16 protein-coding genes and 1 other RNA gene are annotated in these 15770 nt (G+C 46.1%); 7 read left to right on the top strand and 10 right to left on the bottom strand.

Annotated elements, in window-relative coordinates; genetic code table 11:
* Positions 1-66 precede the first annotated feature (66 nt).
* The 3 genes from KFE26_RS03640 (at position 67) to KFE26_RS03630 (ending at position 1375) form a co-directional block, all read left to right on the top strand.
* Positions 67-369: a cell division protein ZapA gene (locus tag KFE26_RS03640; protein ID WP_105250206.1), complete on the top strand. Its 303-nt coding sequence runs from the start codon at positions 67-69 to the stop codon at positions 367-369.
* A 117-nt stretch (positions 370-486) separates the two neighbouring features.
* Positions 487-667, top strand: a non-coding RNA gene (gene ssrS, locus KFE26_RS03635) — 6S RNA.
* Between the two features lie 9 nt (positions 668-676).
* A complete protein-coding gene (locus tag KFE26_RS03630) occupies positions 677-1375 on the top strand; it encodes a 5-formyltetrahydrofolate cyclo-ligase (RefSeq protein ID WP_212599685.1) in 699 nt (232 codons plus the stop codon).
* A 210-nt stretch (positions 1376-1585) separates the two neighbouring features.
* Here the strand turns inward: KFE26_RS03630 and folM are convergent, their stop codons facing one another.
* Positions 1586-2332, bottom strand: coding sequence for a dihydromonapterin reductase (folM, locus tag KFE26_RS03625; RefSeq protein WP_212599684.1), 747 nt, complete (start codon positions 2330-2332; stop codon positions 1586-1588).
* A gap of 265 nt (positions 2333-2597) precedes the next feature.
* On the opposite strand from folM, the gene KFE26_RS03620 reads away from it, so the two are divergent.
* Complete coding sequence (locus KFE26_RS03620) at positions 2598-2996, top strand: thiol-disulfide oxidoreductase DCC family protein (protein ID WP_212599683.1); 399 nt, start codon at positions 2598-2600, stop codon at positions 2994-2996.
* 96 nt (positions 2997-3092) lie between these two features.
* On the opposite strand, the gene mdh is transcribed toward KFE26_RS03620, so the two are convergent.
* Positions 3093-4028: a malate dehydrogenase gene (mdh, locus tag KFE26_RS03615; RefSeq protein ID WP_105250210.1), complete on the bottom strand. Its 936-nt coding sequence runs from the start codon at positions 4026-4028 to the stop codon at positions 3093-3095.
* A gap of 294 nt (positions 4029-4322) precedes the next feature.
* Between mdh and argR the strand changes: the two genes are divergently transcribed.
* Complete coding sequence (gene argR, locus KFE26_RS03610) at positions 4323-4793, top strand: transcriptional regulator ArgR (protein ID WP_006080175.1); 471 nt, start codon at positions 4323-4325, stop codon at positions 4791-4793.
* A gap of 147 nt (positions 4794-4940) precedes the next feature.
* Here the strand turns inward: argR and KFE26_RS03605 are convergent, their stop codons facing one another.
* Positions 4941-5573, bottom strand: coding sequence for an NAD(P)-dependent oxidoreductase (locus tag KFE26_RS03605; protein ID WP_212599682.1), 633 nt, complete (start codon positions 5571-5573; stop codon positions 4941-4943).
* A gap of 106 nt (positions 5574-5679) precedes the next feature.
* Between KFE26_RS03605 and KFE26_RS03600 the strand changes: the two genes are divergently transcribed.
* Positions 5680-6582: a LysR family transcriptional regulator gene (locus tag KFE26_RS03600; protein ID WP_212599681.1), complete on the top strand. Its 903-nt coding sequence runs from the start codon at positions 5680-5682 to the stop codon at positions 6580-6582.
* A gap of 73 nt (positions 6583-6655) precedes the next feature.
* On the opposite strand, the gene KFE26_RS03595 is transcribed toward KFE26_RS03600, so the two are convergent.
* The 5 genes from KFE26_RS03595 to KFE26_RS03575 form a co-directional block, all read right to left on the bottom strand.
* Positions 6656-7591, bottom strand: a complete 936-nt coding sequence (locus KFE26_RS03595) for a Dyp-type peroxidase (RefSeq protein WP_131525202.1) — start codon at positions 7589-7591, stop codon at positions 6656-6658.
* Between the two features lie 248 nt (positions 7592-7839).
* A complete protein-coding gene (ggt, locus tag KFE26_RS03590; protein WP_212599680.1) occupies positions 7840-9552 on the bottom strand; it encodes a gamma-glutamyltransferase in 1713 nt (570 codons plus the stop codon).
* Between the two features lie 145 nt (positions 9553-9697).
* Complete coding sequence (locus KFE26_RS03585) at positions 9698-10777, bottom strand: ABC transporter ATP-binding protein (protein ID WP_212599679.1); 1080 nt, start codon at positions 10775-10777, stop codon at positions 9698-9700.
* Positions 10777-12408, bottom strand: coding sequence for an iron ABC transporter permease (locus KFE26_RS03580; protein ID WP_212599678.1), 1632 nt, complete (start codon positions 12406-12408; stop codon positions 10777-10779). The genes KFE26_RS03585 and KFE26_RS03580 overlap by 1 nt, the downstream gene beginning before the upstream one ends.
* Before the next feature lie 76 nt (positions 12409-12484).
* A complete protein-coding gene (locus KFE26_RS03575; RefSeq protein ID WP_113939101.1) occupies positions 12485-13492 on the bottom strand; it encodes a Fe(3+) ABC transporter substrate-binding protein in 1008 nt (335 codons plus the stop codon).
* A 220-nt stretch (positions 13493-13712) separates the two neighbouring features.
* Between KFE26_RS03575 and KFE26_RS03570 the strand changes: the two genes are divergently transcribed.
* Positions 13713-14114 carry a hypothetical protein gene (locus tag KFE26_RS03570; RefSeq protein WP_212599677.1) on the top strand — a complete coding sequence of 134 codons (402 nt, stop codon included), beginning with the start codon at positions 13713-13715 and terminating at the stop codon, positions 14112-14114.
* 14 nt (positions 14115-14128) lie between these two features.
* Here KFE26_RS03570 and KFE26_RS03565 read toward each other — a convergent pair whose 3' ends face one another.
* A complete protein-coding gene (locus KFE26_RS03565; protein ID WP_131525196.1) occupies positions 14129-14725 on the bottom strand; it encodes a glutathione S-transferase N-terminal domain-containing protein in 597 nt (198 codons plus the stop codon).
* A 92-nt stretch (positions 14726-14817) separates the two neighbouring features.
* A complete protein-coding gene (locus tag KFE26_RS03560) occupies positions 14818-15567 on the bottom strand; it encodes a ferredoxin--NADP reductase (RefSeq protein WP_105250220.1) in 750 nt (249 codons plus the stop codon).
* Positions 15568-15770 lie beyond the last annotated feature (203 nt).

Here is a 15770-nt window from a genome sequence, read left to right as displayed (position 1 = left end):
CTTGCACTTTTAAGATCAGCCCTATATAGTCCGCCCTAAGAGGCTAACGAAAGGATCACCCGCGACATGAGTAACAGTGCTGTTGAAATTACCCTACTTGGGCGCACCTACTCTATCGCTTGCCCGAAAGGTCAAGAGGATGCCTTACGTACGGTAGCGTTGGGAGTTGAACAACAACTCAGTGCGTTAAAAACCCGAACCAATAGCCTAAGCCGTGAAGAAATTGCGATTATGGCGGCGCTGAATATTGGACACGAGTTGTTCCAAGAAAAGCAAAAAAATAAACACTACATGCAACAGATGGACGACAGGATCAGCTTGCTGCAGTCGACCCTCGAAAGTGCCTTAGTTGAGCGTTCAACTAAATAGATTTAAACTGTGCACCTTAGTGATTTAACACTCATTGAGTTAAACCAACTGACGCACAGTGAATGGCTAAACTGGATTATCAACATAAACCAATGCTTTAGCGATTCAATACCGTTTTGCTCCCTGGGATGCATGCCAACTGGTAATGTCCCTGTGCCGATAATTTTTATCTCAGGGTGAATGCTTTACTGACATTGTGCATGCTCGGCTTGTACCGAGAAGCCTTAGGAGGTAATCATTTACCCGCCTTGAACCTACGGTTCAAGGGCTACACCGGTAGCGGCATTCTGGGGAGCATCTTAATTCTATGTCTACATCTTCCAAACTTTCTCATTTGAATCCCCAAAGCGACACGGCGCAACTTGCCGTAGAAGTCGCTGATGCCGTAGATGTCACAAACTATGCGGCAAATATCGCACTCCATACAAAAGAAAGCCGCAATCTGTTACGCAAAGCCATTCGCACCGCCCGTAAATCTCTCTCCGAAATAGAACAAACCCAAGCAAGTTTAAACGCCTGCCAGCGAATGCTCGATGCATTGCAGGCTCAAAATGCGCAACATGTGGCGCTGTATCTCACCCACGATGGCGAACTCGCCACGCCGCCGCTGATCGCTGCGCTGTGGCAATTGGGCATAAACACCTATCTGCCTAGGTTACATCCCTTCAATGCCGGACAATTATTATTCCTGCATTACACCGCAGACACCCCCATGCAACCCAATCAATTCGGCATCTTAGAACCTAAATTAGATGTGCGCGCCATTATCCCAGTGACAGAGTTAGATGTTGTTATCACACCCTTAGTGGCTTTTGATTTAATGGGGAATCGCATGGGCATGGGCGGCGGCTATTACGATAGGACGCTGGCAAACTGGCAGCTTAAAGGTAAACCTTTGCCTATGGGTTACGCCCACGACTGTCAGCAAGTGACGAGTTTACCCTGCGAGTATTGGGATGTGCCTTTACCGTTCATCATCACCCCAAGTCGGGTACTGACATTTTGAAAAAGAAGGATCGAGAAACTAGAAGCTAGGGCGCTTCGCTGCTAGAAAAAGCAGAGCGTCGCTCCATAACTGCTCCTGCACTCTTTTTATTAAAGAGTTCTACCTCCTACATCTGACCACTATGGAGGGTGAAAATGTCATATTTGGTATGAAACAAAATAGATCATGCAGTCGTTCGCTCCTTCTAGAATCTAGATTCTAGAACCATCTCTACCTTAAATGCCGGCCGCCGTCGACATTATGGCAACGACCGGTGACGTAGTGGCTATTCAGCAGATATTCCACTAAGTCGATAATCTCCTCATTCCCCGCCTCTTTCGGCAACAGCGCTTTGGCTAAGGTTTTTTGCTGATAGGCTGCGTCATCACCCGCATTAAATAGGATCATCGCTGGCGCAATCGAATTCACTTTGACCTCGGGCGCAAATTTGGCGGCAAAGGATAGCGTCATATTGTGCAGCGCGGCTTTACTGGCGGCATAGGCGATATGCTTCTGACTGCCCTTCTCTGCCACATAGTCAGTAATATGAATCACATCACTGCCGCCGATTTCATCGCCAGCACCCGCACGTAGCTGCGCCTCTAAGGCCAAGTTCAACTGATAGGGTACGCTCACATGCACTTGCATCATCCGCTGCAGCACTTCGCTCGGCGCAAAAGTGGTACTCTTTAAAGGCTCATTCTTTGTAAGCACAGGATCAGGCTGCCAGTCCGAGGCATTGTGAATAATGGCGCGAATTTGCGGCAATTTAGCTAACTCAGCAATTAAGGATTGCACTTGGGCATCGTCATAAAAATCACAGGGATACAGAGTCGCACCTAAAGCGTTAAGCTCATCGATGCTAGCGTAATGGCTGCGATAAGTACCAATCACACGCTGACCTTGGGCGAGAAAATGTTTAGCTAAGGCGTAACCTATGCGTTTACCCACGCCTGTGATTATGATGGGAGATGTCATACCTATCCTTTTGAGTCGTTATTGGTCAGGTTTTACCTTGTTCGCTTAAAAATCAGCAATCAAGTTAAACTGATGAATAACCAAGATGTTACTGCACTCATTTGAATTTAACCTAACAAAAACCAAATGAGATGCTGATCCGTTCTACAATCGCTTCGATCTAAAACCCTTTTTTCTGCGTATAGGGTAGAAGAAAACCAAGCTTAAGTACTCAAGCCAAGAGCTTAGACCAAGTATTGTGATCAAGTCATCAGAGGTAATACCGATGGAACTGCGGATTTTTTACGATGGAAATTGTCCATTATGTAGCGCCGAGATGCGCCAACTGAAAGCGCGCGATCCGAAGAACTTGATTGCGCTTGAGGATTTAAATGCGCCAGACTTTAGTAAGCGCTTCAGCCATATCGATAGAGACTACGCTAATACGATTCTCCATGGCGAAACCGCAACGGGCGAAGTGTTACTCGGGTTAGATGTCACTTGTAAAGCGTGGGCACTGACAGGGACGCGCGCTTGGATCCAACTATTACGCCTGCCCGTGATTAAAACTGTCGCCGATTGGTGCTATCTCAGATTCGCAAAACACAGATATCGCATCTCTTATTTACTGACGGGCAAAGCCCGCTGCGATGATAACTGCCAAATTCCCACCAAGCGCCGCTGAATGAGCTTTAGAAAGTGTAAAACGCAGGCATAAAAAACGGAGCTCAATGGCTCCGTTTTTTAATTCGTCATAATCTAAAAAAGATTATCCGAAAGATTATTTAACGAAATCAACGCCTAGTTTGATATCGCCTTTCAGCGTATCTAACATAGAATCACGAGCGTTAGCTTCGAATGCACTCACTTCACCGTAAGGCAGTACTTTTTCAATACCGTTTTTGCCTAACAGTACAGGTTGTGCGAAGAATTCAGCATGCTCGCTGCCGCCGTCAACATAGGCGCATTCAACGATGTTAGCTTCGCCTTGCAGACCACGAACCAGAGACAGACCGAAACGGCAAGCCGCTTGACCCATAGACAGAGTCGCGCTACCGCCACCGGCTTTAGCTTCAACCACTTCTGTACCCGCGTTTTGGATGCGAGTCGTCAAACTTGCCACTTCTTCGTCAGTGAAAGTCGCGCCTTCAACTTGAGACAGTAATGGCAGAATGGTCACGCCGCTGTGGCCGCCGATCACATTGACTTTAACGTCAGCAACGTTCAGACCTTTTAATTCGGCGATGAAAGTTTCAGAGCGGATCACGTCTAGAGTCGTGATACCGAACAGACGGTTTTTATCGTAAACACCCGCTTTTTTCATCACTTCTGCAGCGATAGCTACGGTCGTGTTGACTGGGTTAGTGATAATGCCAACCAAAGCCGTAGGGCAAGTTGCCGCTACTTTTTCGATCAGGTTGCGAACGATACCCGCATTGATATTGAACAGATCTGAACGATCCATACCAGGCTTACGTGCAACACCAGCAGAAATTAGAACAACGTCAGCACCCACTAGGGCAGGCGTTGGATCTTCACCAGCAAAACCTTTGATTTCAACAGCAGTTGGAATGTGGCTCAAGTCAACCGCAACACCCGGAGTTACCGGTGCGATATCATATAGAGACAATTGTGAACCCGCAGGCAATTGAGTTTTTAACAGTAGGGCAAGAGCCTGGCCGATACCACCAGCAGCACCAAGTACAGCAACTTTCATAGTTATCTCCGTTATTTCTCGGATATGTGTGACATGGATCTAATTTGCGTTGGCGTCACATTACTGGAATGTCACAACAATTTCAATTATCCCTTAGTCGTGGGACAAAAGAATTCCGGAATAATGTAGAAGCAATGTAGAACAATTACTCAAATTGGGATTTTTACGCCCCCAGCAAACGCTTAACCACTGGGACTTAGTGAATTTTTATTCAACCAATCTGGTTATTTGTTGACAATTTTTCTAAAAATATTCAAAATGGGCCTGTTTTTTTGAATAACGAATAATAATATTATGCAAACGACCAAGAATCAGGATGACCTTGTTAGAATTTTTAAGTCGATTTTAAAAGAAGAGCGCTTTGGCTCTCAGAGTGAAATCGTCACCGCCTTGCAAGCTGAAGGCTTTGGTAATATTAACCAATCGAAAGTGTCACGCATGCTCAGCAAGTTCGGCGCAGTGCGGACTCGCAACGCTAAGCAAGAGATGGTGTATTGCTTACCAGCCGAATTAGGCGTACCCACCGCGGGTAGCCCGCTGAAGAATTTGGTACTCGACGTCGATCACAACCAAGCTATGATCGTCGTGCGAACTAGCCCTGGTGCCGCGCAGCTTATTGCCCGCTTGTTGGATTCTATCGGTAAACCAGAAGGCATTTTGGGTACGATTGCCGGTGATGACACTATCTTTATTTGCCCATCGAGCATCCAAGATATCGCCGATACCTTAGAAACCATCAAATCTTTATTCAATTATGCAGAATAAAAAAACAGGTCAGTGAGCTGACCTGTTCTATTTTACCTGTACATTTTGAAGTGCTATACCGCGCTGGTTATTTGGCCATTGTCCCGATTACGTTACACATTCAAGCACAATATCTAACTCACAATCTCTAACTCAACTATAACGATATCAGTAAGCCACACTGATGCGCTGGTTTGGGTGAGCGCCCTTTTCGGCTTCATCTACCATGGCTTTTGCGTAATCGGTTACAGAGATACGGCTTTGACCATTAGCATCGGTAAAGAAGCTGTCTCCACCAAGACGGTACGGGCCTTCACTCTCACCGGGATAAATCTCAGCCGCTGGGCTCACAAAGGTCCAATTGATTGCCGTTTGCGCCGCACGGAATACCTTCAAGGCTTCACCCTGAGCTAACGCCTCATCTTTATATGCTGCAGGGAAATCTGGACTAGAGACCAGCGTCACACCCGGCGCCACTTCTAAACTCCCAGCACCACCGACCCACAATAAACGTGACACGTTAGCGTTAGGCAGCACATCCAGTAAATGCTGAACCGTACTCGCCACTAGACCATGATTTTGTTGGGCACGGCCACCAACGGCGGCAATCACGACATCTACGCCAGCAAAGGTATCGGCGACCAATGGCTGCTCTAAATCCACGGCACGTACTGCCACGTCAGCCACGGATAACTTGCTTGGATCACGCACTAATGCTGTCACTTGATGTCCACGACTCTGTGCTTCTTTTAAAATTGCACCACCAATCCAACCCGTTGCACCTAAAATTGCGATTTTCATTTCATTGTCCCACTCAGATGATTTACATTGGATCCAGTTTACTTGCAGTTTTTCACCTAATAAACATCAATAATTGAGCATGATTGTTTCAATATAGGATACTAATGTGGATAAAATTGCCGCAATACGCAGTTTCGTCGAAGTCGCAAACTGTGGCAGCTTTACCAAAGCTGCCGAACATTTAGACCTCAGCCGCCTGCAGGTTTCCCGTCATATTCAAGAAGTGGAGCAGTGGTTGAGTTTACGCTTATTACACCGCACCACGCGCAGCGCCAGCTTGACTTTGCAGGGTGAGGAAGCGCTACAATTTTGCCAGCGGATCTTAAGTGAAGTTGCGGCCATGGAGAGCCGTGCCCACAGCCATAACAGTGAACTGGTAGGCAGTATTCGTATCGCTACGCCTATTGGCCTTGGGCAGCACAGTCTGTTTGATGTCGTCGATCGCTTTATTAAAATTCATCCTAAGGTCAACATTCAACTTGTGATGTCGGACAGTTTTGCGCAATTGGTAGATGAAAGAGTCGACGTGGCGCTACGTTATACCGAGCAACCCGATGATAATCTCATAGCTCGGCGTTTGATGACCATAGATGCGGTACTTTGCGCGGCGCCGAGCTATCTTGATAGCGCAACGCCACTCCTCGAACCCATAGATCTGCTGGCCCACAACTGCCTGATACACTCAGCGCAACAAAACTGGCCTTTTCTAAAAGAACTGCAAGCCGAGCACGTCAAAGTTACAGGGAATCTTAGGGCTAACGATATGGGAGTGTTGGTCAGTGCGGCGCTACGTGGACATGGCATAGTGCGTTTACCCTGTGACTTGGCTAACCAGTACCTTGCCAGTGGTCAGCTCAAAGAAGTCCTACCTGAATTTACGACACCAGGCCAAACCCTGTGGGCAGTGTATTTGTCCCGCAGTTATCAGCAAAATCTAGTGCGCGCCTTTATCGATTTCACCGCCCTGCAATGGCAGCTCGATATCAAAAAATGGGTTCCCGCGCATTAGCATAAAAAAACGCACTTAGGCGTTAGCTTAAGTGCGTCTCGATTGATGCTAATTCGGCTTGATTATAGAAAGCTTATTCGTCGAACTGCAGCATAAAATCCAGTGCGGGGGCAAAGAAAGATGAACCTGTCATCGCCTTAGTAAAATGCATCAAGTGATCATGATTGCCTTCACCATCACCAAACATCATGCTATGCAGCATCTTTTCAAAATGTTCTGGCGTGCGGCAGTTAGAGATAAACATTAATCCCTGCTCCTTCAGCGAACCATAGGGCATACTCTGACGCAGGATCTCCATTGACTTACCATCGGCATCTTTAAGATTAACGCGTTTGATATGGCTGGTCAGTGGCTTATCTTCAGATTCATACTCTATATTATCTTGCTTAGTACGGCCGATAATATCTTCTTGTTTTTTAACTGGTAACCTATGCCACTTACTTAAGTTATGGGCATATTTTTGCACATGGATATAGCTGCCCCCCTTAAACTCAGTATCCTCATCACCCACAAGTGCCACTTCCTGGCGGTGACGCCCCTTAGGGTTTTCGGTACCATCGACAAAACCAGTCAAATCACGGCTATCCATAAATCTAAAGCCACGCTCTTCTTCAACTAACTCCACTAAATCTTCAAACATTTGGCTGATTTCATTAGCCACTAAATGCAGAATATCGTAACGATCACTGCGAATATGCACGAATAAATCATATTCAATTGCAGGTGCTTCACGACTGCCCACTTGCATCGCAGGGAAAGGTTTAAGCAGTTCTGGGCGAGCAGTAGGATAGAGGCTATCCCAATAATTAGCACCAATACCAACAAAACCATTGAATGCACTGTCGGAATATTGATCTGTCAGCTCATAAATATACTGCGCAACGTTGGCAAGACAGGGACGTAATTGCGACTCGACATTGTCATTGGCATTAAACATCAAATAGACACTGTGTAAGTTCCCCTCTGCACACACACCCAACTGTTCACGCGGCATATTTTGAATATCCATTTGGTTATCACCCTTTTTCTAAATTCATTTTCGGCAATATTATCCGCAACTTTACCTAAAAATGACATTAACTAACGCACAGTTTGCTCTGATCTGTTTATGATAATGCCAATAGCGGAGCATTATCCCACCCCAGACCCTTAAACATAAAAATTGACGAGACCATTAAAGTCTCGCCAATCAGTTAAATCGAATCCATGACGTCAGGTTCACTCAGTGTTGAGTTTACCTTAGCATTTATCTTAGTGTTAATAGCCTGCGGCGTGACCATCCTTGCGACTCTCAGAGGCCGCACGATATACGCCGGTTTCGGCATTAAATCCAATGGCTTGATAGCCACCAAACTCCCCAAGTCCATCACGCAGTACATGGCCTTTCTTAATCAACTCACGACGGGTTTCTACCGGAAAACCTGATTCCAAACTGACGTAGCCGCCATCCTTCATCACTTCGCCTGTGGGCTCGGTTGAACCCATATGCAAAATTCTGGGGGCATCGCCCGCTTCTTGCAAGTTCATTTTAAAATCAATCAGATTCATTACAATCTGCGCGTGCATTTGTGGCTGAGTCGCGCCGCCCATCACCCCAAAGCTCAGCCAAGGTTTACCGTCTTTGGTCACAAAAGCCGGAATAATGGTATGGAATGGACGCTTGCCCGGTGCGTAGGTATTAAAACGCCCTTCCGTTAAATCAAACATTTGCCCGCGGTCTTGCAGCACAAAGCCGAGATCCGGCGGTGTCATCCCTGACCCCATACCACGGTAATTACTCTGAATGAGTGACACCATGTTGCCATCTTTGTCGGCAGTAGTCAGGTACACAGTATCGCCATGTTGCAACGCTGGATTACCCGCATCGACACTTTTGGCGGCTTTTGTAGGGTCAATCAACTTAGCGCGATCATAGTTATATTTCTGTGAGATAAGCTCAGTAACGGGCACTTTATTAAAGGCCATGTCGGCATAAAACTTAGCTCTGTCGGCAAAGGCGAGTTTCTTTGATTCGACAAATAAATGAACATATTCAGGACTATTAAAGCCCATGGCAGCCACATTAAAGGGCTCCATAGTTTTTAAGATTTGTAGCGCCGCAATGCCTTGACCATTAGGTGGCAGTTCCCACACATCGTAACCACGGTAGTTCACCGAAACGGGATCTATCCAGTCGCTAGTATGGCTCGCTAAGTCATCATAACTTAAATAACCACCTTGGGATTTCATGTACTTATCAATACTTTTGGCAATATCACCTTTATAGAAAGCATCGCGGCCGCCCTTGGCAATTTTCTCATAGGTGTTAGCAAGCGCGGGATTTTTAAAGATTTCCCCTACGGTAGGCATCTTACCATTAGGCATATAGGTTTCTTTAAAACCGGGGAATTTAGCCAGTTTTTTACCACTAGCATCAAGGTAATAGGCAATCAACTCTGACACAGGGAAACCATCACGGGCGTAATGAATGGCAGGCGCGAGGTTATCAGCCATAGCTAATTTACCAAACTTATTATGCAGCTCATACCAACCGTCCACAGTGCCCGGTACAGAAACCGGCAAAGGTCCAAGCGGCGGTAAATAGTCTAATCCGAGGGATTTAAGCTTTTCTAAACTTAAGGATTTGGGACTGCGCCCCGATGCATTTAGACCATAGAGGCGTTTATCTTTTGCGCTCCAAACGATAGCAAATAAGTCCCCGCCGACACCCGAGCCCGTTGGCTCGACTAATCCTAACATAGCGTTAGCGGCAATCGCTGCATCGACCGCACTGCCGCCCTGTTTGAGTATATCAATAGCGACTTGCGTGGCTAAAGGCTGACTGGTCGCCGCCATCCCTTGGGTTGCATACACTTCTGATCGCGTTGCGAAGGCTTTACCTGTGATCCTATCCATGGCCATCACTCCTGAAGACGATATTGCCGTTGCTACAATAACGAGGGTGCAAATTGAATTTATTGTTTTTATCATAATTCCTCCAAAACCGGAGGATAAAAGTAGCAAGGATGGTCGAAAATATCACCAACCAATACCGCATAGACCCAAGTTTAACGTAAGCAAAAATGTCGTACTTTAGTTGGCTATGTCATATCTGCATTAAATAAATACTCATCGCTTAGATTGGGTCCCCACAGTTTGAATATGCTGAAGATTCAAACAACACGAGCGAATGCGGCTCAGTCGTTACCCCAACCTTTTGACCGATACTTAGCTGCATCATTTGGCTACGCACCTCCACATAATAAGCATGGGAAGCGGCTTCAATTTTGACCCAATAATGACAAAAGGCGCCTAAGAAACGTCGCTCAGTGATAGTACCAACGCCCTGTTCATCGGCGCTAAGCGTCAATTGCTGTGGTCGCAAGAATACTGTTCCACTGAACTCGTTCGGCAAATTTAATGGCGTGAGGCTGGTTAAATGACCTATAGGAGTGACAACACTGTGCCCATCAAGCACTGCTGCAGGTAAGTAATTACCGCTACCTAAAAAGTCCGCCACATAGCGGCTGTTTGGGGAGGCATATAAGGCTTCGGCACTACCATGCTGCACTATGATGCCTTGATTAAAGATGGCTAAAGTATCTGCAAATACAAAGGCTTCATCCTTGCTATGAGTAACAAACACCGCGCTGACATTACGCTGTTTTAAGATGCTGCGAATTTCCGCCATCATCTCGTAGCGCACTTGGGCATCAATATTGGAAAAAGGCTCATCGAGCAGCAATAATTGCGGCTCATAGGCAAGTGCCCGCGCAATCGAAACTCGCTGCTGCTGACCGCCAGATAATTCATGGGAATAACGCTGTGCCAACCCTTCAAGTTTGACCAAGGCTAGCATTTCATCCAAACGTGCCTGACGTTCTGCGCCCGACAATCTAGCCACCCCAAAGAGGATATTTTCCGCCACAGTCAAATGAGGGAAAAGCGCATAGTCTTGAAAAATCATGCCGATGCCGCGCTGCTCGCTAGGTACAAACTGGCTATCGCCACTCACTATGCGGCCATTAATCTGGATTTCACCTTGGCTTATGGCCTGTAATCCAGCAACCGCACGTAATAAGGTCGTCTTGCCACAACCGCTTGGGCCTAACAACGCCAGGATTTCCCCTTGGGCGAGCGTTAAACTCAAACCTTTAAGTACTTGCTGGCCCTGATAATCGCTATGAATTTGCTTAAGCTTGAGCGTACTTGTCATCAGCTGTGATGCTCCAATGAACGGTTTAAATAAATAAGCGGCACTAAACCCACCAGTACAATCACAATAGCAGCTAATGCGCCGTGCTCGAGTTTTTCATCGGACGCAAACTGGAATACATAAGTTGCAAGATTCTCAAAGCCGATAGGCCGCAGCAATAACGCAGCGGGCAGTTCCTTCATGCTTTCGATAAACACCAATAAAGCGCCCGCAAATAATCCCTTAGCAAGTAAAGGCAAATGCACCCGCCGCAAAAGTTGCCTAGGAGTTTGCCCCATGGTCAGGCTCACCATATCCAGCGATGGCGAGATGCGTTTATAACTGCTTTCAACACTGCCAATCGCAATTGCCACGAAACGCACACAAAAAGCAAAAATCAATGCCATCACACTGCCTGTTAGGATAAGGCCTGGGCCTGCTATGCCGACAAGATCCGCCAGATCGTTAATCGCAAAATCTAACATAGTTAAAGGCACTAATACCCCAATAGCCAGCACAGTGCCTGGTAAGGCATAGCCCGTCGAAGCTAACCGTGAGGGCAAAGCATCACTCTGTCTTGGGCTTATCCGGCGAACGAACATAAGCAGTAAGGCGATTAAGCAACAGAGTAAACTGGTGATCAGCGCAAGACTGAGGCTGTTAAGACTCAATTGCCAAAAACTCTTATCCCAGCTTTGTTCAAAGTAACCAATCGCATAGGATAATAAAATCCCGAAAGGTAACAGAAAGGCTAATAGCAATAGCATGCCGCAAAAGCTGAGTGCGACCAAGGTTTGAGTCATCGAGAGTCGATACAAGTCAGTGACTTGTATACGTGATTGTTTTTGGAATAACTGCTGTTTACGACGGGCAAAACGCTCAAATCCAATCAGACTAAATACCACCAGCAAGATAATCGCCGATAACTTAGCGGCGGCGGTCAAATTGCCATAACCCAACCAAGTGTCGTACACGGCTGTCGTTAAAGTAGGCACAGCAAAATAGTTAACCGTTGCAAAATCAGCGGCAGTCTCCATCGCCACTAAAGCCACCCCAACGGCGAGCGCAGGCCTTGCCATAGGCAAAGATAAACGCCAAAAACTTTGCCACGGTGAACAGCCCATAATGCGCGAAGCATGCGCCAAACTTAAGAATTGCTCCATAAAAGCGGTACGCGCCAAGAGATAAATATAGGGAAACAATACCAGCGACAACATACACGCCGCGCCGCCTAAGGTACGAATATCGGGGAAGAAATAATCCTGCGGTGAGTTCCAACCAAATATCGAACGAAGACCGCGCTGCACTGGCCCCGCATAATCGAGTAAATCGGTATAGACGTAGGCAACAATATACGCAGGCATAGCGAGGGGCAATAATAGCGCCCATTGCAAATATCGCCTGCCTACAAAGTCACAACGAGCCATCAACCAAGCGCAGGGTAACGCGAGTAATAACGCACCCAGACTCACCCAGAAAATCAGCAATAAACTATTAATGATATATGTCGGCAGAACCGTTGCCATCAAGTGCCCAAACACGGCTTCGTCAGGCTGAAAAGCTTGAAATATCAACGCAAATAGTGGCAATACCAGCAAGGCGGCCACAGCATAACCAGCAAGCGACCAGCTTCTGGCTAATCCTAAAATCATGTCAATCCTTAAAAAGTCACAGCGCCAATCACTGGCGCTGATAACCTAAATCTGCATTTTGTCGCTAGTACTGGAGCTAGAGATCAAACTGCACTTCATCTAATAGCTTAACCGCCGCTTGGTGATATTCTGCCAACTTAAAAATGGGTAACTGATCTGACTTAAACTTACCCCATGAGGCCACTAAAGATGAAGGTGCCACATCGGCTTTCACTGGATATTCCATATTCACATCGGCATAGGCCTTCTGAGCCACATCGGCGGATAAGAACTCCATCAATTTGATCGCATTGGCTTTATTAGGCGCATGGCGAGTTAATACCATGCCAGACACATTCACATGGGCACCGCGGTCAGCTTGGTTCGGGAAGTTGAGCGTCACAGCTTCGGCAATCGCCTTTTGCTCAGGATCCTGCAACATATTGCCGTAATAGTAGCTATTACCAATGGCGATCTCACACACACCTTCTTTTACTGCGGCAATTTGCCCCCTGTCGTTCCCCTGAGGTTTGCGGGCTAAATTAGTTTTCACGCCTTGTAACCAAGTTTTTGCCTCAGCTTCACCGTGATGAGCAATCATAGATGCGACTAACGCTATGTTGTATGGATGCTTACCACTGCGAGTACAAATCTTTCCTTTATATTTGGGATCGGCTAATTCTTCATAGGTCAATTGCTGCTGGCCTAAACGATCCTTGGCTGTATAGAGATTTCGCACCCGCATAGTCAGGGCATACCACTGGCCATCGGGATCGCGATACTGCGCAGGAATATTGCTCTCTAGCAGGGGATTTTTGACTGGAGAGGTTAGATCTTTATCCACTAATTCAACTAAACGTGAAAAATCAGACGTCAGCACAAGATCCGCTGGGGATAAACGGCCTTCACGGACGAGACGCTCGGCAATACCGTCTTTAGCAAATACCAAATTCACACCTATGCCAGTTTCTTCGGTGAAACGCGTCAGGATAGGCTCCACCAAGAAAGCTTGGCGATAAGAATAAACGGTTAATTTATCATCTGCATTCGCTGAATGCCCAACCGACATTAACCCAAAAACAGCCGCGCAAGTTACCCATTTCATTACCGAATTCTCCCCAAAGTGATGACGTGTTCTGCAAAATTTGAACACTAACGCATTAATGATAATGCTTATCAGTTTCGCAAGAGTAATAGATACAGAACTTGAGAGCAAGCAGCTAATTAACTTTATGTTTTTAATGGTATTAATCTGAAAATTTGAGATTATCTCAAATCAAACTAAACTGAACCTTAATTTGATAAAAATGCTTTCAGGAGGCGTTATGTTAACTGTTTTGCTGCTAGGCGTAGCCGCAATTGCGCTATTTGGCTTATTCAAACTCAATACTAGTCCCAAAAGACATAAACACTCTTCTCAAGCTGCAGATCCCAGTATTAATAAAACTCACAGTTTTCACAGTGTGAGCATAGTGAATAACGGCAGTTGCTGTGAGCAGATTGAAGCGCTTTCTGGAAAACGATTTTTATCGAAAGATGCGCCCGAAATTCCGATGGAAGAATGCACTATGGCAAACTGCCAATGCCGCTATCAACACCATGAAGACAGGCGCCAACTAGGCAATGATCGCAGAGTAGAATATGGGGTTACTCGTGAGTTATTCGGCGCTTTTGGTGAACAAAATCGCCGTGATAGGCCAAGAGGAAGACGCGCAACCGACGGTTGAGCATCCTCTGCGGATTATTGGGGACGAGTTTGAATAAATGCAGGTAAATCACGCATTTCACTGAACCAAAGTGCTGTCGCAGGTGCAACCTTACGCCAATCTAGCTCTGGATGTCTAAAATCCACATAATCGAGTAAGCAAATCAAGGCTAATTGCGGTGCTTGAATCGTGGTTTGGGTGATCACAGTTTGAAGCTCAATCTGCATAAGGCCGCGCAGCAGTGCTTGTTCAAAACGTGCAGTCCAAAATACTGATCTCACGCCTTCTTCTTCACGCATTTGCTCTTGGCGTAATTTCACCGCGCTATCGATTAAGCCTTTAACTAAAGAATACTGACACTCCAGCACCCAGTTATTATTTGAGATCCCAAACATCTTACGATCGCCAAGCTCTGCATCTAGGTAACGCATGATCACTTCACTATCGAATAGTGCTACACCATCGTTGGTAATAAGACACGGGATCTGTCCTAACGGGTTAGCATCGAGTAATTCTGCGCTGTTTTCAAAGGGATTAACTAACTGCTCTTCAATATTGTTAATCCCTAGATACTGGATTAAGGCTCTTACACAACGGGCATAGGGCGAAGCTTGAGAACTTAACAACTTCATCAAAAATTTCCTTTTGTTTGCATTAAACGCTATGGCTTTTTAGGGGCAAGAACGGAAACAAGTTTACTCTCGCCTTCTATGTAAAATTGAGATTACCAGTATTTTTCAACGGTAATTTGCCCAGGAGCACGGCGTAAATTCTTCACTAACCCTTTATCGAGTAAAGCGGCTTGCGCACCATTAATCATACCCGGATTGCCGCAGATCATAACTTGAGAGTCAGCTGCGTTTAAGGTTAATCCTGCCTTTTTTTCGATTTCACCCGAGACTATTCCCTCGGGAATGCGGCACTGCAAAGCATCGGCAAAGGGTTTACGGGTAACACTCAAGACTAATGTAAATTGTTCAGGGTATTTACGTTCTAAATTACGCAGCTTATCAAGATATGCCAAATCCTGTGCTTCGCGCACGCCATACACAAGCACGACTTTTTCAAAACGCTCCCAAGGTTCATCGGTGTCGAGCATAGACAAAAATGGCCCTACTGCTGTTCCTGTGGCTAAAAACCACAAATGCTTCCCTTGGAGTTCACCCTTAGGAATTTCAGCTAAGGTCATAAAACCGGTCGCGGTTGAGGTAATTTCAATTTCATCGCCTATTGCAAGGTTGTGTAATTGAGGCGATAACAGGCCATCCTCTACCGCAACGGCGAGCACCTCGGCATAGGGTTTATCGGGAGAATTTACTAAGGAGTAGGCTCTAGCCACACGCTTATCATCTTGCATTTGACTTAACTTGATAAACTGACCAGGAATAAATGGAGCTAACTCGGCAGCAATGCGCAATGAGAATAACTTATCACTCCAATCAATACGTTCTATCACTTGTCCCCTAATCCACATAACTTGCCCTCAAGCGAAACGTTAAATAGGCTTCCAGCATAGACTTTTTTCTGCACAACAAAAACCCCTTATATAACTGTCTCTTCTACACAAATCCCTCAGTTTGCCCCGGGGGATTTTTTTGAACCATTTTCAATTACCCTGATCTGATCCTGACCTTTTGTTTCAGATACCACATGCCATGTTTTTAAGTGAACCATCAC

The organism is Shewanella sp. M16 (assembly GCF_018224605.1).
Classification (GTDB): domain Bacteria; phylum Pseudomonadota; class Gammaproteobacteria; order Enterobacterales; family Shewanellaceae; genus Shewanella; species Shewanella oncorhynchi.
This window is presented reverse-complemented; position numbering and strand designations above follow the sequence as displayed.